The sequence below is a fragment of the Thalassospira lucentensis genome (assembly GCF_032921865.1).
GTDB classification, from domain to species: domain Bacteria; phylum Pseudomonadota; class Alphaproteobacteria; order Rhodospirillales; family Thalassospiraceae; genus Thalassospira; species Thalassospira lucentensis_A.
In genome coordinates this window covers 123,915-145,474 of the sequence record NZ_CP136683.1, presented here as the reverse complement: position 1 = coordinate 145,474, position 21,560 = coordinate 123,915, and the positions used below count along the sequence as shown (strand labels likewise).

The 21,560-nt window shown below is 50.5% G+C and carries 20 protein-coding genes; 11 read left to right on the top strand and 9 right to left on the bottom strand.

All coding sequences use genetic code 11. From position 1 onward, the window contains the following. The first annotated feature begins 106 nt into the window (after positions 1–106). Positions 107–1,111: a hypothetical protein gene (locus tag R1T41_RS00720; protein ID WP_317336917.1), complete on the top strand. Its 1,005-nt coding sequence runs from the start codon at positions 107–109 to the stop codon at positions 1,109–1,111. Positions 1,112–1,387: 276 nt separating this feature from the next. Next, entirely contained in the window at positions 1,388–2,407 is a 1,020-nt protein-coding gene (locus R1T41_RS00715; protein ID WP_317336916.1) for a GSU2403 family nucleotidyltransferase fold protein, read from the top strand. A 163-nt stretch (positions 2,408–2,570) separates the two neighbouring features. Here the strand turns inward: R1T41_RS00715 and R1T41_RS00710 are convergent, their stop codons facing one another. Continuing rightward, entirely contained in the window at positions 2,571–2,846 is a 276-nt protein-coding gene (locus R1T41_RS00710; RefSeq protein ID WP_317336915.1) for a hypothetical protein, read from the bottom strand. Between the two features lie 47 nt (positions 2,847–2,893). Between R1T41_RS00710 and R1T41_RS00705 the strand changes: the two genes are divergently transcribed. From R1T41_RS00705 to R1T41_RS00690, 4 genes are all read left to right on the top strand, one after another. Further along, a complete protein-coding gene (locus tag R1T41_RS00705; protein WP_317336914.1) occupies positions 2,894–3,259 on the top strand; it encodes a hypothetical protein in 366 nt (121 codons plus the stop codon). Beyond that, the gene (locus R1T41_RS00700; protein ID WP_317336912.1) at positions 3,256–3,492 is read left to right on the top strand and encodes a helix-turn-helix transcriptional regulator; all 237 of its coding nucleotides are present in this window, start codon (positions 3,256–3,258) and stop codon (positions 3,490–3,492) included. The genes R1T41_RS00705 and R1T41_RS00700 overlap by 4 nt, the downstream gene beginning before the upstream one ends. Continuing rightward, entirely contained in the window at positions 3,479–3,862 is a 384-nt protein-coding gene (locus tag R1T41_RS00695; protein ID WP_317336911.1) for a hypothetical protein, read from the top strand. The genes R1T41_RS00700 and R1T41_RS00695 overlap by 14 nt, the downstream gene beginning before the upstream one ends. Positions 3,863–4,231: 369 nt before the next feature. After that, complete coding sequence (locus tag R1T41_RS00690) at positions 4,232–4,687, top strand: hypothetical protein (protein ID WP_317336910.1); 456 nt, start codon at positions 4,232–4,234, stop codon at positions 4,685–4,687. Positions 4,688–5,039: 352 nt separating this feature from the next. Here the strand turns inward: R1T41_RS00690 and R1T41_RS00685 are convergent, their stop codons facing one another. Beyond that, positions 5,040–5,891 (bottom strand): dienelactone hydrolase family protein, encoded by an 852-nt coding sequence (locus R1T41_RS00685; RefSeq protein ID WP_317336909.1) that lies wholly within the window; start codon positions 5,889–5,891, stop codon positions 5,040–5,042. 125 nt (positions 5,892–6,016) lie between these two features. Next, entirely contained in the window at positions 6,017–7,741 is a 1,725-nt protein-coding gene (locus R1T41_RS00680) for an autotransporter domain-containing protein (RefSeq protein WP_317336907.1), read from the bottom strand. A 229-nt stretch (positions 7,742–7,970) separates the two neighbouring features. Between R1T41_RS00680 and R1T41_RS00675 the strand changes: the two genes are divergently transcribed. The 4 genes from R1T41_RS00675 to R1T41_RS00660 all read left to right on the top strand — a co-directional run bounded on the left by R1T41_RS00675 (position 7,971) and on the right by R1T41_RS00660 (position 10,978). Continuing rightward, positions 7,971–8,096, top strand: a complete 126-nt coding sequence (locus R1T41_RS00675) for a hypothetical protein (RefSeq protein ID WP_317336905.1) — start codon at positions 7,971–7,973, stop codon at positions 8,094–8,096. Between the two features lie 109 nt (positions 8,097–8,205). Continuing rightward, positions 8,206–8,544: a hypothetical protein gene (locus R1T41_RS00670; RefSeq protein ID WP_317336904.1), complete on the top strand. Its 339-nt coding sequence runs from the start codon at positions 8,206–8,208 to the stop codon at positions 8,542–8,544. 273 nt (positions 8,545–8,817) lie between these two features. After that, positions 8,818–10,230 (top strand): sensor histidine kinase, encoded by a 1,413-nt coding sequence (locus R1T41_RS00665; protein WP_317336903.1) that lies wholly within the window; start codon positions 8,818–8,820, stop codon positions 10,228–10,230. A 28-nt stretch (positions 10,231–10,258) separates the two neighbouring features. After that, entirely contained in the window at positions 10,259–10,978 is a 720-nt protein-coding gene (locus R1T41_RS00660) for a response regulator transcription factor (RefSeq protein WP_317336902.1), read from the top strand. Positions 10,979–11,615: 637 nt separating this feature from the next. Here the strand turns inward: R1T41_RS00660 and R1T41_RS00655 are convergent. Then, positions 11,616–12,620, bottom strand: coding sequence for a helix-turn-helix domain-containing protein (locus R1T41_RS00655; protein ID WP_317336901.1), 1,005 nt, complete (start codon positions 12,618–12,620; stop codon positions 11,616–11,618). Positions 12,621–13,419: 799 nt separating this feature from the next. Then, complete coding sequence (locus R1T41_RS00650; RefSeq protein WP_223304932.1) at positions 13,420–13,920, bottom strand: helix-turn-helix domain-containing protein; 501 nt, start codon at positions 13,918–13,920, stop codon at positions 13,420–13,422. A 649-nt stretch (positions 13,921–14,569) separates the two neighbouring features. On the opposite strand from R1T41_RS00650, the gene R1T41_RS00645 reads away from it, so the two are divergent. Then, entirely contained in the window at positions 14,570–14,905 is a 336-nt protein-coding gene (locus R1T41_RS00645; RefSeq protein ID WP_082822652.1) for a TRAP transporter small permease, read from the top strand. Between the two features lie 83 nt (positions 14,906–14,988). Here the strand turns inward: R1T41_RS00645 and R1T41_RS00640 are convergent, their stop codons facing one another. From R1T41_RS00640 to R1T41_RS00625, 4 genes are all read right to left on the bottom strand, one after another. Then, complete coding sequence (locus R1T41_RS00640; protein WP_063086832.1) at positions 14,989–16,659, bottom strand: methyl-accepting chemotaxis protein; 1,671 nt, start codon at positions 16,657–16,659, stop codon at positions 14,989–14,991. Positions 16,660–17,085: 426 nt separating this feature from the next. Beyond that, a complete protein-coding gene (locus tag R1T41_RS00635; RefSeq protein ID WP_063086242.1) occupies positions 17,086–19,008 on the bottom strand; it encodes a TRAP transporter permease in 1,923 nt (640 codons plus the stop codon). After that, complete coding sequence (locus R1T41_RS00630; protein ID WP_063086240.1) at positions 19,005–19,988, bottom strand: TAXI family TRAP transporter solute-binding subunit; 984 nt, start codon at positions 19,986–19,988, stop codon at positions 19,005–19,007. Before R1T41_RS00630 ends, R1T41_RS00635 begins: the two co-directional genes overlap by 4 nt. Before the next feature lie 88 nt (positions 19,989–20,076). Next, entirely contained in the window at positions 20,077–21,558 is a 1,482-nt protein-coding gene (locus R1T41_RS00625) for an aldehyde dehydrogenase family protein (RefSeq protein ID WP_063086238.1), read from the bottom strand. Between the last annotated feature and the right edge of the window lie 2 nt (positions 21,559–21,560).

Genomic DNA, 21,560 nt, shown 5'->3' with positions numbered 1-21,560 from the left:
GCGATGTTGCAGGGCGCAACGACAGTACATTTTTTGTCATAAAATTGTTTCATAAATCTACATTGCCGTGTCTAATGCGATAAGAATCACGTGCCGGAGATGAGTTATGACTGATGCAGAAGTTCTGAGAGCAGCCCTCTCTTTCCTTGGCTGGAAGCCCAGCGACTTGACAGAACTCCTTCAACTTGAAGGAACGCACTCCAGGTCCACGACACATCGCTGGTTATCTGGAACAGCACCAGTCCCTCCCCATCTGAAACTGCTTCTCAAACAGCATATCATGGCTGCCTTGCCTTGCGCTCAGAAACCGGCAAAAACCAAAGTCATCATGGTCTGTGGGACTGATGGTGGCGTAGGAGTCAGTCCGTTTGCAGTAACGCTCGCGCACCTGCTGTCCGAGTTTGGACTGCGCACGAACTGCTATCACGCTGGACGTGATCCGATTGATGTACGCTGGAGCATCGGAGTATCCCTCTTTCGAACAGCTCCAAAAGGGGTAAAGCAAAAGCAGGAGGATTACTTGTCCGAGCTCAATGTACTTCTGGCTGAGGCGGGGCGCGGCACTCTCGGGCTTGACTGTTTGATTGTCGATGTCTCACGAAGACTGGAGAAGATGGAGCACTATAAGAACACCATCTTCGCCGCAGACGCCGCGATCGTACTCACCCGTGGTTGGGATTCTTTTCGGATGCGTGTGTTTGACCAGATCAAGGCAACCGGTACGCCTGTAAAGGCTCTCGTTAAGTTGGACATCGCTTCCCTCTATGAGCTGGATACTTTGCTTGAGTTGCCATGGGGAACCGACCTGCAACAACTGAAAACGACTTTTTTCGCACCGATATTGATCGACAGCAGGTTGCGAAATGATATCGATGACTATGCGCATCTTCAGCAAGAGTTACGGACACCGGCAGTAGCGAGAATCAGCTCTTTGATGCGAGCCTGCACAGAGGTTGCGCACGAAACATTGCGTATGCTGGGGCTAGAATTCATAGATGCTGTAGAAGCCGGGTTGCACGACGATCAGCCACTGACTCTAGAAATGATCATTAAACAGGTCTGCGCTGACCTGTCGGGAGTTACCGCTTCGCGTGCCATAAATGGGCAGTAGCACGATCAACGTGCCAGATTTTAGTACCAGACCAACCTCGGTTCGTGGGTTCATCTATTCACGCAAGGGAAGATGCAAGCCCCTGCACCGCGTTACGGGTACTGGTAGAGATCTTCTTGCCGCTCAGCAAAATGCCAAGAGTAAAGCCTTGCTCTTCCTATCCCGGTGCAGCTAGCCAAGTGTACCACACAAAAATTTTTTTGTGTGGTATTGCCATAGCAGCAAATCAACTCTACCTTACCACACAAACTATTCTTCGTGTGGTAAGGTAGGGTCATGGCGCATTACTCAAGTCTCTCAATGGCAGCCCAGGGCTGGTATTACGACCTTCTTTCCCTTCTGATTGATGAAGAAGTAGCCGATATCAAGGGAACAATTATTGAGAAGAATAAGGGAAACCGGACCTATCTCTACGACAATTACCGTCTTGGCAGCAAAACGGTCCAGAAATTCATCGGCCTGAAAACAGATGCCCTCCTCGAACGCCTTTCAGGCTTGAATGAACTGAAGGAAAAACGCGAGATACGAAGAAAAGCTCGCTCATCCCTGGTCAAGAAACTTCGAACAGAGCGGGTTCTTTCACCTGACGTTTCCACTGGAAAAGTTCTCTCAGCCCTGTCCGCCTCAGGCACTTTTCGCCTGGGAGGTACACTGATCGGGACCAATGCCTTCAGAGCCTATGAGCTGGAGCTTGGCGTCCGCTTCAATTCAGGCGATGCAATCGGTACGATGGATCTCGATATTGCCGGTTTCGAGCGATTTTCGATTGCTGTTGATGATGTCGCCATTCCCGACATTCCCGCAGCACTCACATCTCTTGGGTATAATCCGGCCCCATCTCTTGATGAAGCCCGACCCTGGCGTTGGATAAATCACATAGACAGCGCGGTTCGGGAAGTAGAGTTTCTGACACCGTGTTTCGATGAGGCAGAGCATGTCAAATATCTTGAAGCGCTGCAGGTAAATGCGCAATCACTTCACTATCTCAACTTCCTTTTGAGAGACGCTATAGATGCAGCCTTGCTGTATCGCGACGGCATTCTCGTGAAGGTCCCCCGGCCGGAACGATATGCGATCCACAAACTCATCGTGGCGTCACGACGTGACAAACGGGGCATTCTGAAATCACGAAAAGACCTTCTGCAGGCGGGCATTCTGATGGAAATCCTCCATGAGACGCGACCAGGCGATCTCTCAGATGCATATGAGGAGGCGCTTGAAGAGGGTTCAGCATGGCGAACCCATATAGAATACAGCTTTGAGAAGGCACCATATCTAAGAAGGTTCGTTGCTTGAGAAAGCCGGAAACCTATGGGTGTAATGTCACTTATCCAGACAGAACAACTGATAATGCTGCCAGATTAGCCTATTTAGGCACCCAAAATCTCTCCGAAGCATAAATAACAATGAAGCAGATTCCCTGCCTCAGCAAACTTTGGAGTACCCAATAATGAGACTATCAATCAAAAATACCACCTACGAACAGATTTCCGCCCTCATCGCTGATGCTCAGCAGCGGGTTCAGACAACCGCGGATCTCACAGCCAGGCACGCGTGGAATGCTGGCAGCAATCCCTGGTATAGCAATCTGCTGGCACAGGCACATGCCCGCAACCTGGACCATCTGGCGAAAGTTGACGCCATGATGGAAGCATGGGCATACCTGTTTGCCCAATTCTTTTCCCCGAGAAACATCAGATTTTGGTGCACTCGGTAGGGAATTGAGACCATACATTTCCGATCCTTGTCAAGTGGTTAACACCTGCGACAAGGAACGCGCTAATGCCAGCGGAATGGGGTCAGGCGAAGATCGAAATCCTTGCTTTGCGAGATGAAATTCTCGGCAAGATCGAGCAAGGAATTCTGGTCCGAACAATCTACGAAGAACTCAGTGCTTCGGGACGTGTCACCATGTCCCGCCGGTCATTTTATGACCGGGTTAAACAACTGCGTTCCAATGTTTCAAAATCGTCGGCAAGCACTGCGGCAAAACAATCTGTTCGCCCCAACAATCTGAACAGACAGACGCCAGTTGTAAACGCACATCCAATCCACACCAGCACACTGCCAACGCTCAAAGCCGAAGAGCAAATAGAATTTGATCGCACTTGGGACGGGTTCTCCTATGACGAGGATGACACCCAATGAGCGCTTGGCAATCCGACTACCTCACCCTTCACACCCGCCTGCGGCAAGCCCGCCAAGCCCAACACCTCACCCAAGCTGGTGCAGGTGAATGCATTGGCGTGTGCGAACACACCTATCGCGACTTTGAAGCAGGCCGAACGGATCTACCTGCTGCACATGTTTTCCGCCTCGCCCATGTGCTGGGCATCAAAATTATCATTTCAGATGGAGTTATCGCCGATGGCGTTGATTAATCTTACCCTTCAGGGCAAGGGCGGGGTCGGCAAGTCGTTTGTCGCAAGCCTGCTCGCACAGCATTACCTCAAACGCGACACCCCGCTTCACTGCTATGACACCGATCCGGTCAACCAGACCTTTGCCGGATACAAGGCCTTTCCGGTCGAAACCATTCGCCTTGGCGAACGACCTGATGAGATCAACCCGCGCTATTTCGATGCCCTGATCGAACAGATCATGACCGGCCCGGAAGATGGCGTTGTCGTAATCGATAACGGGGCCAGCACCTTCTTACCGCTGCTTGGCTATATGGTTGACCATACAAATCACGCTCACCAAAATCATGGAAAAAGTCGACTAGCTGTGGACCGCTTCTATACGGACTGACGTTGTTGTCTCCGGTTATAATCCCGGTAAGGCGTTCCAAAGGTTTAGCTGTCAACTTCATCACGTTCCCCCCGTCATCGGTGCCCAAATCTGCTTCAGGGGTAGCTTGGCGCGTGTCTCGTCTGAGAGCTCGCCATAGGTGCGAAACAAAGCTCTAAGAAGGTCGGGCATCTGCCAGAGGCGAAGCTTGAAAAAGTTGTTGTCTAACTCCTTCTGGGCGACGGTGTTAACGCCGCCGAACCGATTGTTGCAACCTATGCCCGACACTACTCTTGCAAAACAAAAGGGTGCCCCAACAGAAGCCTCAACTATGACCAGATTATCACGCTCGTCATTGAAGCCATCAGCAAACTTGATCGCAATATGATCATGGCGCAATTCGACAGTGGAAAAATAGAAAAGAGACGCTCAAAACTGGAACGTGAAATTGAGCAACTGAAGGGAGAACTTGAGGCTGTCCGCACTGGCCTAAACAAGGTCATCGATGCTTTGGGCCCCGACGCCAGGTCTCACGAAATCCGTGCATTTTTTGACGACAAATCGGAACAGATTCACCGTCTGAAACTCGACATTTCCCGATGTGAACGGGAACTGGCCGAGACAACACCTCCCAAAAGCATCGACAGGATTGTCGCTCACCACAAAACGTTGATCGCAAAGCTGGAAACCTGGTCACGCGATCCGGAAGCCGTAGCCCCTATGCGCCAGATTATCGACAGGCTGACCATTCACGCCATCTGGAATGAGGCTGAGGAATGTTGGGAGCGGACCTGCGAGGTGATGTTTGACTTTTCAGCAATCATCGCAGCAGATAAGCGGCGTTAGTCCTTACCGGAAAAACGGCACACTTATTGTGATAAACCGAAAACCTTGCTGTAAAGCTAGGGATAATTTGCCGCGCACAGCAGCATCAAGCACCATATCACGTAATCGCTTGTGACCGTCTTCCTGGGCAAGGCAAATTTTCTCATACCCACATGCTGGGACTGTCAAAGGTCTCGCGTAGCTCCCAAGTCCGTGAATCAGTATTGCCGCCTCTTGGCCTTCTATCTGACACCCGACCAAGCTGCAAACTTCAAGGCCCCGTTGTGCCTTGCTGCGCTTCTCTGTTGCTGGATTTGAATGAGGCTGGACCTTAGCGTGTGAAAACGTTTTCCGCCAAATGGTGACTAAAGAGTCAATCTCGAAATGTTTGCAGGCCCGTCGATTTAAACAGCTCTGGCCACGACACGGCCCAGCAGCAGGAATGATCAAACGTCGGCTTAGTAATCATTCGAGCCGGGGCGTCCTGTGGCAGGAGTGACATATAAGCTCGCGTGACATCCGGCCCAACGGTCGTATCCAGCGCGCCCGAAAAATGAACTTGGGGAATAATGGCGACACGGTCGGAAAAATCGACAGGATCCAGTGAGCCCTCAAGCGGCATCAAATCATCTCGTCGCGTCCAATAGCCAAGATCAAGGTTGCTTGCAACCGTGACGATGCCCGCAACATCGTCACGATGCGCCGCAACCAGAACGGCAAGCGCACCGCCGCCGGAATAACCCACCAGCATAATCTTGGTCGTGCTGGTCCTTTGTTTGAGGGCATCAATCGCAAGATTGGCGTTGTCGACAATTTCAGGCGCATAACGCTTGAATGACCAGTATGGACGGGCACAATTCCGCCCGTGATCAGGCATGACATATTGGCACGCCCTTGCAAGATATGCCACAGGCCCTGTTCCCGGGTCGGCAATTGCCAGTCGCAGGGCAAGCGGATTGATCGGGGTCGGGTCAGGTGAAATCCGGTTTGGCGTCATATATGCATACCCGTCACCTTCAAGATAAACCGTCAATACTGCACCGTTCCGCGATGTTGTTCGGACGGAAAACACATCAAATGCTCCGGCAGAAAGTAGCTCTGTCTTCCATCCGGCCTTTTGGATCAATGTGTCCCGTAGTGCCGTGCGGCTGGCAGGTGTCGCACAACCCAAAAGCATGGTCAGCAGAATGAACACGCCGCCAAGGCGATGGGCCTGTATATTCATCAATTCCTGTCGTTTTCTCATACGCAAAGCGTTGGATATGATCACAAAAATCTGTCAACTTGCAATCAAGTTACATAAGAAAACAGCGGCCCGGAAGCCGCTGTTTGAAGTAAGCATCTTAAGGATCAGAAGCGCCACTTTGCCTTAAGTGCCGCGATCTGGCTTTGATAGCCGGATCGCAGTTCGGCGTCATATTCAAAACGAAGATCAGTAGTGTCAAACGTTGCCAGTGACAGCGCAAATCCAAGGCGCGCCCCGTCGGACGGCAGTCCTTCGGTTTCCAGCGAATATGCCACGCCGCCGATTTGACCGGTCGAGTTCATCGAACTGTCGGTATAATCGTGCACCCACGCGGCCGAGATTTCTGGCGAAAGGACACCGTAATCCGTATCGAACTGCCATGCCGCAGACGTCCCCAGTTCCTGGGTTACACTGTCGTTACTAAGGCTGTTGACCGAATTGTTTGCCGTATCTGCACCGGTTTCCGTGTAAGATTCATTGCGCGCATGAAGCCAGCGTAATCCGGCAAACGGCGTCAATGTTGTATTACCACCCACCGACAGGTCATATCCGACCCGGGCACGCGCCATATATTGCTGACCATCGTAACCGGCACTGGCCGTCTTGCCGAGGAAATCGATGTTACGTGTCTGGTCGAACTGGTTCCAGCCCGCGCCGATTTGCCCGTCAACGGCCAGACGGTCCAGCCTATAGGTGCCATAAAGGGTCAGTTGATAGCTGTCCAGACGCTGGCTTGAACCGCTTGAGTCGTTTTCGCCGTCTGTCCACGAACGCAACCAGCTAAGCGCACCACCAACCAGAAAGTTCGGGCTGATCATTTGGTCGATTCCCGATGTCAGACCGAAACTTTTGCTGCTGAAGCCGTCATTTTCGGAATTGCCATCAAGGCTGGCCGATCCACCAAGTATCTGCCCCCAAACTGCACGGGTTGCTGTGCCGTCACCGGCGGCCTTTCCCGTGCTGCCATAATATCCGTTATCGCCTCCCATAACCAACTGCTGGCGGGCTTGCACGGCATCCAGCACAACCGATGTCGATTGCGATGCCATCTGGATGGTGTTTGCCGCATTTGCCGGTGCCAATTTTTTGATGGCTTTGCCCTGTTGGTCAGACGGAAGGCTATCAATCGCTGCCAGAACCTCGCTCTGGAAGGCTTGCGCCTGCGGGGTACTCAAGCCATTAATCTGATCCAGCACACCACCAAACGAAGCAGCTGAACCACCTGCAGCCTTGCCTTTCGGGGTATACTTGCCCGTTCCGCCGGAAGCTCCGCCAGTTACGGTTACTACCAGATCATTGCCAACTGTCCCAACGGTTGCCGTTGCGCCGCTGGTGCCAACAACCGAAGCCGAAGTGATCGTGTAATTTCCAGTACCGGCCCCAACAATGGTATAGGTGCCGGACGCCAGATTGCTCCCCTGAAGAACCAGGGTCGTATTGCTGATGTTGGCTGTGCCGCTCACGTTAAGCTTGCCGTACTGGCTGCCACTCGTGACTTGGGACACCAGGCCGCCACCGGTCTGGGTGTAGTCGCCTGTTATTGAAACCGCATTCGATAATTTAACGGTGGCCGTGTTGACCTTGACAGCATTGCCGCCGACATTAATGTTGTCGTTAAGCCAGATATGGCCTGCATCAAATGTCAGATCGGCACCGGTATGTGTAACAGTGCCAACAGAACCGATATTACTCTTGTCAGTTCCATCCCCGCCGGTTAACAGTCCGTAATCGGCTTCGGTCGTGCCGCCTGTAATGGTTAATCCGGTTGCGGCTGAATATTCAATATTCCCGGCAATTATTCCGGTATTGGTAATCGATCCGATCGTCACGGTGTTGTTTTGCGTATAGATAGAATAGGTACCGCCCTTCAATGTACCATTGTTGACAACGCTCGTGATGCTACTGCCTGCATCAAGAAAAATAGCATTGTTGCGGCCTTCTATGGTCCCGTTATTGATGATTGAACCAATTGAATGTCCAACGGTCCGGAGAGCATTGTTCTGAGTGCCGTTCACAGATCCATCAACCGTCAAGTTCCCGACATTCCCGGAAAGACTGATGGCTGAAGCAGCAGATCCTCCCCCTGAAATTGACGAGCTTATGCTCCCGCTGGATGAAATATCCAGATCCCCCGAATTCCAGTCGGCACAGTTTTCGGATATGGAGATGGTCTTCCCGCTCTGATCCGCGCACGAGCTCGCAGCCAGTGCTGTTTCGGGTGACAACGACATGAGGCCAAGCACGGTGATTGACGTGCCAAGCAGCAACCGGTGGTGCAAACCGGTGGTAGGCCATGTATTCTTCATCGGTAGTATCCCCAAGACACGTTCATTACGACCGTCTGAACAACCGATCGGGGTTTTCCTGTCTGTCCATGTTTTTTTTTACCGGTCTGCGGCTTTTCGTCGGTGTCAACGAAAAGCCGCAGAGCTTCAATGAGAAGAAGCGGATTGTTCTTCGTCGTGAAGATTCTGGCTGGAGAGAGTGCCAAAACGAAATTCTTGGCTTTGTTGGAATTCCCCGACATTCAAACTTGCCGTGTTTTTTTCAAAACTGCGTCATTTCTGCTGAGGCTGAATTATCACAGCAGCAAAAACTTTATTCTGGCTACCAAGAAAAACAGGAAATTTAAACGATATAAAAAGTAATAAAATGCAACATTTTGTAACAAATCATCTTTTCGTCGACTCAATTGAGTTTTGATTGAATGTTAACTTGAATTTTCACTATCATAAATTAGGAAAATATATAACTTCAGATTGAATTTTTATTATTACATATAAGATGATTGAATTTACTATATTGAGAAGACATTATACTGTCATTTTATTTAGTAGAGTTTCTTAAACTCGGAGATTATGCTTTAGCCGTGGCAAGCATCACATTTTGGGAAATGGATATTGGAATGGCGCTTGATGCCCGCACATTGATGCTGATGGTTATTACCTTCTTGGTATTTTCTGCTCTTCTTTTATCCGTGCTGTGGTGGATGCATCATCAGATCAAAGGACTTTCCTATTGGGCTATTGGCATGAGCATTCTGGCCGCAGGATGTGCCTTGGTGTTCTTGCGGAACGGCATTCCCTTGTTTGTTTCAGTTGTTATTGGCAACACCCTTATTGCCGCAGGCGTTGCGACCATTGCGGCGGGAAGCAGTCTGTTTGCCAGCAAGAAACCACCGGTCAGGCTGCTTGTTTTTCTGACCTTTACATTATTTCTACTGCTTTTTCTGACCCATAGCCGAGATGACCTGTTACGGGGCAGGATTATTATTTCGGCATTGTCTATCGGCGGATTCTCCTTCTTGGCAGGACTGCCTTTAATGCAAACGCGCCAAGGCGGGAAGCTGCGGGCATCCCTAGCCGTAAATCTTGTTATGGGGGCATTTTTCTTGAATGCATTGGTCAACTTTACCCGGGCAGGTGCGGTGGCTTTTTCCGATACCCTGTCCGGCCCGACATTGTGGTCGGGCGATATCACGGCGATGTATTATCTGTGGTCCTCGCTTTTTGCCGGTTGCATCGCAAGCGGGGTCCCCATCTTGGTCGCCGAAAGATTAAGCAACCTGTTACGGTTGCAGGTTCGCGAGATTGAATCTGCACGCAACGCTGCAGAAACGGCCTTATGTGAGCAACGCAATTTTCTGGCTATGATTTCGCACGAATTCCGAACACCTTTGAGTGTTATTGCCGCATCTAGTGAGGTTATTGCAGATAATATCGACAAGCGTGATGAAGAATCCGCCGACGAGATTTCCCGCATCCGGCGTTCTACGCGTCGTTTGGCAAACCTTGTCGAAGGGTGTCTTTCTGACGAATGGTTGGCGTCAACCTCGCAGATCACGCGGAAAACACAGATCGATCCACATGAAGTTCTTGAAAGCTTGGCTGGTGAATATGATGTCAGACTCGACTGGATGCCCGATCAACCGGTTAGGATCAATGCCGATGCATTTCTGTTCCCGATTTCATTATCTTCGGTGATCGACAATGCCTGTAAATATGCCAAATCGTGCGATGGTGTCCGTATTATGGGCGAGCTGAACACCCTTCATTCGGAAATGTTGGTGATTTACGTGCTTGATGACGGACCAGGCATTGCAGACGAAGATGCCGATCGCATTTTTGACAAATATTACCGTGGCCCAAACGCCCTTCAAAAACCCGGTACGGGCTTGGGACTTTTCCTGAGCAGCAGAATCATCACGTTGCATGACGGCACGATTGATATTGCAAATCGCAATCAGATGAAAAATTCACCGCAATTTGCCGACACAGGCGCGATTGTGCGCATCGCGTTGCCGATTTTCCATCGATAAGTGACAATAATATCCCGAGATATGAAACATGAATGACTTCAGCCCGACGATCAAAGTCATCATTGTCGATGATGAAGAAGATTTTCGTATTCCTGTCGGTCGTTTTTTGTCGAAACGCGGTATGGAGGTCGAGGGCGTCGGAGCGATTGAAGAACTTTCCGACCTTATCGGCTTTTTCACACCAGATATTATCGTTCTCGATATCAACCTGCCCGGAGAAAGCGGTCTGGCAGCCGTTGAACGTTTGCGCCGCGAAACGAATGCCGGTTTGATTATGGCGACTGCGCAGCGCGGGGTAAATGACCGCATCCTCGGCCTGACACTCGGCGCTGACAGCTATCTGGAAAAACCGCTCGACGTTCGGGAACTTGAACTTGTGATCCGGAACCTTTCTCAACGTGTCAGCACATCTCCACACCCAGATAGTGATCTTTGGGTTTTTGATGCCTCCGGATGGACCCTGAAGGCCCCCGATGGCGTGTCTGTCCGCTTGTCGGCAGCTGAATATGCGATTGTTGCCGCGTTAGCAAAAGCCCCGGGGAAACCTGTGACACGTGATACTTTGTTTCTCCAACTCGGCAAGCAACCTGCCGACGGAGAAGACCGAAGCCTCGATGTCATCATATCTCGGTTGCGACAGAAGTTTGTTGATACACGACACAGCTTGCCGCTGAAATCGGCCCGTGGCATTGGCTATGTGTTCTCTATGGTGATAATGCGGGGCGATCCGGGCAACTTCCGTTACTAGAGTCTGCTTGTAAGAGATTGGTTCAATTTTAAAGTTGTTGTGCTTCACGATCGAGACTGGGTAAGAAGGCCTGTCTAAATACCGAATGCATTGGAGCAGGATTTACGCGACCGCTTGATTGATGGCGTTTTGCAAGGCAACACGAGCCCCCCGAGGTGCCTCGGCGCACTTTGGCTTCAGCGCCTCAGCGGCGGTGAAGAGGCTGTAGGCCCTCAGTCTGTAAGGACGCCGCCGTCCAGTCAGCCCCGGTGGACACCGGCCGTCCGCATTGCCGACCGTTGGCGACGGGCTGTTAGAGCGGAACATGGATCAGCTTAAAAAATTACGTTTTCGCCAGCAAGCAGGATCGTCCTGATATTGCATTCAGACGTCGACAGTGGCGCACATATCAGAAACGTATAACTCCAAAAAAGCTGGTCTTCATTGATGAGATGTGGGCCAAAAGGGCAGCCTTTGCGGGCTCAGGCGCCTGGGATGACGATGGCCTTTATCCCGCCCTCAGACATGATGGCCTGACCCTTCACGCCATATGGACTAAAGCTGAGGACTGCAGGGAGCAAAGCTGCAAGGTGACGTATGCCTTTCCATCGAGCATAGCGGCCCGTAAACGACACTGGATCATAATCAGAGGACATCATCAGCTCACGTATGACACATCTCCGATCAGCAATCCCCGGCGTTCAGCAACCGCCTCAATCACCGGCATCAAATGATTACGCGCGATGTCCTGAACACACCGGCTCCCGGCTTTTAAGTCGATTGTGCTGTCACGAAGAACCGCACGGATCTGCGACAGCCAAAGACGTGGATTGCGACAACCGGGAATATCAGCCTGTACAACAACTTGGCATATCTCGTGCCATTCAGGTGGATCGGTTGGATCGCAGACAGCCTTCAAAACGTTCTCATCTATCACTATCGACGCCTCGGGAACCAACCCATCAAGAATATCCAGCACACCAAGCCGTGAAGGCCTTTTTCCCTGTCGTTTAACCTCTTCCAAAGCCTGCTGAACGGCATCAAACCCGATACGGTCAATCGCCTCATGCACACGCAAACAGGCATTGGCCAGCGTCCAGGGCTCGGCACAAAGGCGCTGCCACTCTCTTGCCAGGGGCAGACATTGATCATCGACGGACGGCAGGATGACAGCCCCCGTGCCGCTTGTGGCATGGGCCTGTTCCTTCTCATCCGTGTTATCATGTTTATCCGTGTTCATATTGGAACCGGTACCACATGCCTGTTTAACACCGGAATCTGATGCCGGTTTAATGGAACCAGCTGCCGGTTTGGTTCCCAGCCCGACCAGCTGATAGGCGTTGCGGTTGCGCAGCCGTCCGGCACTCCGTACCAGACGCCGGATCAGACCAAGCAGTTCAAGACGTTTAAGTGCCTGTCGCACCTTGCGCTCTGATAACCCAGCTTCGCAGGCGATGGTTTCAATTTTGGGAAAGCAGGCCAGGGTTCTGTCATTGACGTGCGATGCTAGAACGACGGCAACGCAGATCTCTGAAGTACTAAGATCCTCGTGAGCGAATATTACGCTCTGCACCCATTGCCAGCGGGCAACTGCAGATGTTCCGGCAGGTGCGGACAGTGCTGCAACCTTGCGGGTTTCGGCGTATGTATAAAGGGATGTCATGTTTGGTATCGGCTGAGCTTTACTCTCGCATTTGCACTTGACAAAGCGATCCCGTTACCTAAACTGAAACTCAGATTTCGGACTGAGGCAGCTTAAGCCTTTTCAAAGACCCGTTGGTTGCCGCCGACGGGTTTTTTGTTACCTAAGTTCTTGAAAAGTCAGGAAAAACTAAAACTCGGAAATGCCGTCTCCTCTTTTTGAGGAGTGTCCCCGAACTTTTTCTCTTGTTTCGCGAATCCGTCGAGTCTATATCTCAAAACTCGACGGATCGGAAAGAGTGGTTGCGGGGGCTCGCTACCATGGCTTTTGGGCAGCTGCCTGATCAGTACCAGGCGGGCTCTGATCTTGTCAGAGCCCGCTTCTTCTTGCCAAACAGTCAAAACGCCAATTTGTTATGGCGCAGAGCTAAGGCCGGATAATAAACTGTCAGCTGTAAATGAACACAAAATATGAGACTGTAAAATTAAATATGAGAACTTGTGTCGGAAAATATGAGAATGCCAAAATGGTACGGGTGAAACTCAAATTTTCGTTGTGAAGACAGTATTCAGTTTCACATACGAATTTAATTGAACAGCACCATATAATTTTTATATTAGTCATAGTGTGAGTTGCGGGATCAGTTCCCTCGTGCTAGCGAGAAAACCCTGCAGCAAGAGAATTGGAGCGGGTGACTTAGGTTGCGCCGCTTTTTTTATTTAACTTGATTTATCCGATGCGGACGCCCTAGTGATCGTATCAAACGGAGTTTTCGGGATCGCTTTGATCCGTTGAGAACTCCGTCGTATCGGCTAGCTATTCAGATACCCCTGTCTGTTTTGCTGCTGTTGTATTTCGAGATCGATTTTATCAGTTCAAATATCCGTTCACGCAACACATCATCCTCAACACCGTAATAACTGCGTACAAGTTCTAAAGTTTCTCGCCGCTGCATAGGGTCCTCACGAGAAACGAAGAGTTGAGTAACAATCTTGTTGCGTTGAGCAATAGACTTGTCAGTAAGATCGCGTGGTATGTCATCGTAGAAATAACTGACCGGAACTTTGAGTGCTTGGGCAATATCATATAGCCTTGATGCACTTACTCGATTGGTTCCCCGCTCATACTTTTGAACCTGCTGGAAAGTAATACCCAAAAGTTTAGCAATTTCTGTCTGCCCGAAACCGTTAAGCATGCGGAGCTCGCGCAATCTTCTACCGACATGAAGATCAATTGGGTGAGGTCCTACTGTTTTTGTTTTTCGCCGTCCGTTACGCATTGGTTTGCGACGGCGATTATCGTCTGGCTGTTTAGAAGGCATGCTTGTCTGATTCCGCGGACGCATTGAGAGAATAATATTCTAAATAATGCAAATTCGGGAGCTGTTGCTATTCATGTTTGAGCATTTTGATAGTGAAGAAATGTAAGTGATCAGCTCTCTTCTGCACTATTAAAGCGCAATCAGCTTATCTACATTGTGCTGCCTTTCAAATTTTCTGAGAATGGAGCTCTCAATCATCCTTCCTCAAACGGGGTGTGGGAGAAACTATCGGACGTTTTGCGTGGAGGATTGCAAAGCTTTTCGTCTCGGTTATCTGCTGACAATTAGATAGGCTACTGCAGAAAATCCGTTGGCGCGCTGACCTTTCTAAAACGCAAGAAGCCGCCTACCAGGTGGTTAGTCTGGATCAAAGGCGGCTTCTCTAATTGAGAGGTGATTGCTTTAGATAGAACCAACTCGGTATCAGCTGAACCAATGTGTGATTTATTGACGGTATTGTCAATAAATCCCCGATCACAAAACACCCCAGGTATGAGGTCTGTACAATCAATAAATCGCCCATTAAGCGTGCTCAAAACAACACCTTTGAAATCAGACTGACATGCAGTCACTCTCATCATGAAACAAAAAAGAAAATCAGGTTGAACATCGGGTATCATTCATAACCGGTATAATGCTCCGTCTCTAGATTGAAACAATTGTTGGCTATGCAATCATTGTCGTGAGCTTCGTGGGTATCAGTATCGGCATCCGGCTCGGAAGTCATATTTCGGTCGATCTCCTTGATGCTTTTGTCCCGGAAAAATACGTTCCGGCGTTACATGCGATTGCCATGGCCCTCGGGATTATATTTGCCATTGCGCTAATCTATTATGGAGGAAAACTCTTCCTGCCCCCTTGGGCGCGGTCAGTTATCCCCGCCTCTTACAGCATGATCCGGAGACTGATTTTATCATTACTGACAGCACTGCGCACTGAACTGATTGAAGGTAAGTCGAGGGCGCTCACCCCGCCATTTCCATGACAAAGACAAATGAATCACAAGCAACGGATATCACTCAAATAACTTTTATCTCGGCCCTGACACTTCGAAAGGATGTTTGACAGTTAGACTGCTCGAACAGAACTCAGGAATGCTTGCACTTTCTCACGCAATTTGTCTGTTTCATGTAATAAACTGCCCGAAGCATCTAATACTTGTTCAGCTGCTCCACCTGTCGAAACCGCAGCTTCATTCACACTAATAATACTACTAGTGACTTCGGTGGTACCCCCAGCGGCTTCTTGGACGTTGCGAGTGATCTCGAGTGTAGCAGCTCCCTGTTGCTCAACAGCGCTTGCAATTGCTGCCGAAACTTCACTAATCTCCGAGATAGTGGAAGAGATTGCAGCGATTGCCTCAACCGCACCATCAGTCTCACTTTGGATATTTGAAACCTGCGCAGTAATCTCATCAGTTGCTTTTGATGTCGCTGTCGCCAAATTCTTGACTTCTGCAGCCACCACAGCGAAACCCTTACCCGCGTCACCAGCACGAGCAGCCTCAATCGTCGCATTTAGAGCAAGAAGGTTAGTTTTCTCGGCAATATCGCTAATCAGTCCAACAACGTCACCAATCTTTTGCGCTGCATCCGCCAACCCACGTACCCGGACATTCGTTTCTTCCGCATTTACAACGGCTCGAGCTGCAACCGTGGATGACTGCCCCACCTGTTGATTTATTTCGCTAATCGAAGCGCTTAACTCTTCAGTTGCACTCGCTACTGTTTGAACGTTAGTCGAGGCCTGTTCGGCCGCTGTCGCAACTATCCCAGCTTGCCGACTTGTCTCTTCTGCAGTATTGGTCATTCCAGTCGCAGTCGATTGCATTTCCTTGGCCGCAGTTACGAGGGCTTTGAGCACAAAAGCCATTTCACTGTCAAACTCGGCGGTAAGTTCGCTTATCTTCTCGGCTCGTTTTTCTCTTAATTTTAGCGCTTCAGCTTCTTTCGTGGCAAGCTGATCAGCACGAATCATGTTTTCTTTGAACACCAATACTGCTTGAGACATTTCTCCAATTTCATCTCCACGATGCTCACCTGGAACATTTGCTTCTTTGTCCCCCGCAGCTAACTTTTTCATCACTTCAGTAATTTGCACGATAGGTTGAGAGATGCCCCTCCCAATTAACCACGCGAAAATTACACCAATGATGATTGCAGCACCCGCTAGTATCTCGCTGATCAAAACAGATCTTTTAGATGCAGCAGCAGCGCGCGGGCCGATCTCATCTTGCTCTGCTTTTACGTCAAGCTTGAGGTCTTCTAACTCACTGGCAACAATCGGCCCGATACGCTCTAACTCATTGGAAACCAAATCGCCACGTACTGGATCAAAAACCGAGAGCGAAACGATTTCTTCAAAAGATTCAGAATATGCTGTCAAGTTATCTGAAACTACTCTCGAGGCCTCTTTTCGGTTTCCTTCGGACAGTAAAGACCCTAGTTCTTGATTCAACAGCTTAGTCGTGTCGAGCATATCAAGTACTATTTGGGCATCTTCAGGGCTATTGCTTAATAGATAATCTTTAACTGCCACCCGTGCCTCCAACAGCTTCTCCTGCACACGGACCGCTTGATTTGATTGGAGAACAACTTCTCTGTAACGCGTAAAGTCTGTCCCCACACTACTCATGGAAACGACGCCTAACACGGCAACGGTTGCCAGAAGCAACAGGATGAGCGCAAAGCCTCCGAAAACTTTTGTCGAGATTTTTAAGTTACGCATTAGATTAGTCATCGCTTTCCTCCGAACGGCCAGCATTCGCTGGCTGCTGCTTCCAATTGTTATTCTAAGCCAGATGTGTCATTGGCCCTTTTATAATTAGAGATCGAAGATATTATGCCATTTTATTTCAGTAAATGAAGTCGCGTCAGCCAGGATAAACATCTCCTGAGGCTGGAAATAGACATGCGCACGCGAGTAATCCGCTACGCACAAAACTAACCGCGACGCTTACCCTAATCGACGGTCGGGATGCAGCACTGGGATAACTATAGACGAAACGGGATCGGTAAAATGCAGTGACCATGAGCTCCGCAGCATAAAGCTGCCGGTAAAAAGTCCAATCTCGGGAAAATGCAATATCAAACAGCCCTATGACATCGCGAAAAAAAGGGAGGCATGAAGCATATGCGCACACCTCCCTTGCACAACTGGAACGCATCAAGCTCCAGGAACTTTTTGATCCTTCGCCTCTTTCGCTGAGGAGGGTGACGTTGAGAAGTAGTTTCGTGCAAGTAGTGCACTGCCCACAACAATCGCACCCAAAGATACGAGCATGTACGGCGCGACACTGCCAACAGCGACGCAAATGAACAGGCTTCTCATTAGCCGCGACAGAGTGCCATTCATATAGCCCTCTATTGCAGCCGCCAGTGAAATCGTTCCGATAACACCGCCGATCACGGCAAGCCCAATCTCAATGGATGAACCGGAACCGATGATAGCAGGATTCCAAATAAAGACGAATGGCAGCAGAAAGCCGACTGCGGCAAGTTTGACTGCATCAAACGCAATCTTGAATGGATCCTCTTCTGCAATGGCCGCTGCCGCCAGCGCCGCAACCGCAATCGGTGGCGTCAAGGCCGACAGGATCGCGTAGTAAAGCAAGAACATATGAGACTCAAGAAGCGGATATCCCAACTTTGAAAGTGCTGGCCCAACGAGAACTGCTGCAAGAATGTAAGCACTTGGTGTTGGCATCCCTAAACCGAGAATGATGGTCACCACAGCGGAAATCATCAAGGTGATAACCGGATCCGCACCACTGATTGTCATGATCACGTTTGCCGCTTTCATGCCAAGGCCCGTCATAGACAGACCTCCGATTACAAGTCCCGCAGCCGCGCACGCGCCAGCAACGGGGAGGATGCGCAGTGTGGTTTCACCAAGGCCTTCAACTACACGCCAAACGCTCATGCGGGTTCGCGCAGAGCAAGCCGCTGCAATGACGACAGAAGCAGCTCCCAAGCCTGCCGTCATGGTTGGCGAATAACCAAGCGACAGTGCGAGTATGATCACCGCGATCGGGACAATAAACATCCAGCCATTAATGAGGGTTGCCTTAAGCGTAGGGACATCATCTGGATAGGAGCGCAGATCGCGTTTGACCGCGCGCAAGTGAACCTGCGAGAAAACGCCAAGATAGTAAAGGATCGCTGGAATAATCGCGGCGTAGACGACTTCGCGATACGCAAACCCTGTGTACTCAGCAAGAATGAACGCGGCTGAGCCCATGATAGGCGGCATGGCGCTGCCACCTGTGGATGCAGCAACTTCAACTGCGCCGGCGAAACGCGATGAATAGCCAAGGCGCTTCATGATTGGGATCGTTATCGAGCCCGTCGCGACGACATCAGATACGGGACTGCCTGAAATCGTTCCATACATGCCTGATGAGATAACAGCGACCTTTGCTGGACCACCGGGGCTCTTTCCAGTCAGCGAGGCAGCAAGGTTAAAGAAGAAGTCCCCTCCGCCAGCAAATGACAGCAACGTCCCGAACAGAACAAATAGGAAAACATAGCTAGCGACAACCTGGATCGGGACACCAAAGACACCGTCCGTTGTAAAGATTAGCGCATCCAGCAGGTAGGTGTATTCGATCACTCCGTGCCCAAAGGGCGGGGGTAGCAAGTGACCGAACAGGTTGTAGGCCATAAAACCGAGAACAACGATCGTAAGACCTGCACCCGTCGTGCGACGCGTCGCTTCAAGTGACAAGAATAGAAGTGACGACCCGAAGAAAAGTTGAGCAGGTGTAAGCTCTTCAAGCAAAGTAATCCGGCTTGAAATCACACTTGCATTCACAAGGAAAAACACTCCGGTAGCGAGGCTCAGTACACTTAACACCCAATCAATAATGGTCGGTTTGTCCCGTGCATTAGTTGTTGCACCGACCACCAAGAAGAGCATCGAGAACAAGGCGCTAAGAAACAGAATGCCAATTATAAGCGGGTCCGAGATAACGAAGAGGTTGCCGTAAATAACCCCGATCGCAAATAGCGCCGCCAAGCTGATCAGAACTTTGTGGGGTAGGGCCGCAAACGTACGTTTGCGGCCTGTGTTTACAAGTGACTTCATCATTTGAGAAGTCCTGCCTCGCGATATGCCCGTTCTGCACCGGGATGGAACGGCAGAACATCCTGATCAGCCATAAGCTCCGGGGTCAGCGCCTTCATAGAACCGTGAACCGCCTTGATCTCGTCAACATTTGCAATCAAAGCCTTGGTAAGGTCATATGCAGTTTCTTCCTCCATCTGATCCGTCGCCACCAGAAGAGCACCAAGGGCCGACGTTTCGACATCATTTGGCTGATTGGAATAACTTCCTCCGGGGATTGTATAAGTTTGAGTTCCGAAACGGGCATTCGTGGCATCAATTACATTCTGGGGAATGTCGAGGACAATGACTTCATTGTTTTCGTCAATTGCGCGGAATGAGGAATGAAGAACAAAGACACCATTGGTAACAATGTCGATACGACCATCCTTCAGCAGTTCTGCCTGGTCGTTTGCCCCGGCCTGAACAATGCGTCCACCATTTGCCTCAACAGCTTCCGTGGTTAACCCAGCTTGTTCGAGCATGAACAACGCTACGTTGGACGTAATGTTACCCGAACGGTTTACACCAATACGCACCGGTGCTTTTGCTGTTGCAAGATCGTCGAGGCTATCGATGTTGTATTCGTCGGCAATCGACTTCGCCAAGAAGAAATGCATCGGCGCCCAATTATACATGTAACCAATTGCACGCATGTTGTTTACAGGAGCCTTGAAGGGTTCTTCACCTGCCAGAGCAATCTTCACTTCAGCGTTGTGAACTAATCCCGTATCCGTCCGGTTTGCTCCCAGCAAACCAATATTTGCAAATCCACCACCAGTTGCCTGATATGTTACAACGGAATTTGGGTCTGATTGTTTTACGGCACGGTCGATACCTGCGCCGAGAAGGGACCACAAGCCACCCGGATTGCCACCTGAGAGCGTCAGGTTTACCGGTTCAGCCTGTGCAGTGTTAACGCCGAAGGCCAGTCCAATAGCCGCGGCAAGAGTCAAAAGCCTCATTCTTTCCTCCCTAATGGGTAAGATCTCAATTTATAATTTCTGTTATTTTTATTGGATGCCGACCGTCAAAGGTCCCACTGGAACGGCATCAGGCCTCGAAAGTGATATTGACGTTCTTTTGCTCGGTGTAAGACAGCATCTCGCCCAAGCATTCTTCGCGTCCGATGCCGGATTGCTTCATCCCGCCATACGGTGTGCCAAGGAAATGGTCGCTGGAATTGTTGACCCAGACATACCCGGCGCAAATGTCATCAACTGCACGCATAGCTTGTGAGATATCGCGCGTCCAAACCGAGGCAGTGAGCCCGTAATCAACCCCATTTACCGCTTCGATCAGGGAGTCATAGTCACTCCATTTGAGGACGCTCAGCACCGGTCCGAACACTTCTTCTTGCGCAATGCGCATATCGGGGGTGACGTCAGCAAATACAGTCGGTCGAACAAAGAAGCCATGAGACAGCTCTTCGGGTACATCGCCGCCCGCCACCATCCTGGCACCTTCATTCTGCGCTATTTCTATGTAACCGCGGACCTTGTCATACTGACCGCGCGTCGAGAGACAGCCCATTTCGGTACTAGGTGAGAGTGGATCGCCCGGCTTTACTGCATCAAATGCGGCGGCCAACTGATCAACGACGGGATCATATAGGCTTTCATGGACGAATACCCGACTGGTCGAGCCACAAGACTGTCCTGCTGTCCATGGCAGGTTCATGCCCTTGACCGCGCTTTGAACAGCCTTTTCAACATCCGCATCCGGGAACATGACGAGTGCGTTCTTTCCGCCCAGTTCCAATGACACATGTTTAAGTGTATCGGCAGCCTGACGCATGACGGCACGCCCGGTTGCGGCACTGCCGACAACGCTGACGCTGGCGATACCGGGATGGGTTGAAAGTCCTGCCCCCAGATCAGGGCCGCCATTCAGCACATTCAAAACGCCTGGTGGGAAAAGTCCGCCAATAAGTTCGGCAACCTTTAGGCTTGAAAGCGGTGTTTCTTCCGATGGTTTGATGATCACACTGTTGCCAGCCATGATTGGCGGCGCAAGCTTTGCGCAGGCGAACATCAGCGGGTGATTAAATGGGACGATGCGTGCCACGACACCAACAGGCTCTCGCACAACATAGTTCACTTTCCCCGCCCCAACCGGGACGGTCTCACCTTTAATCTCCGTGGCCAAGCCCGCAAAGAATTCCATCAAGGTAACTGCGATATCCACGTCAAACAGCATCCCCCGCAACGAGTTACCGCTGTCGAGAGCGTCAAGTCGCGCGAGTTCTTCCTTGTGCTCCTTGATCTTGCTTGCAGCTTCGCGCATAACACGCGACCGTTCCAAAGGGATCGTCTTCGCCCAAATTTTCTGACCTGCAGTTGCAGCTTTTACAGCGGCTTCAAGTTCTTCCTCGCCGGCACTGTCAACTTTGGCAACTTCTTGTCCGGTCGATGGGGAATAAACCGGTATCTGCTGGCTAGAACTTCTATGCCAAGCTCCACCATAATAAACCCCTTGGGGGAGTTTGTTGGGCAATGTGCCCAGGGCTGCAGAAGCGGCGACTACCTGCTTCATGT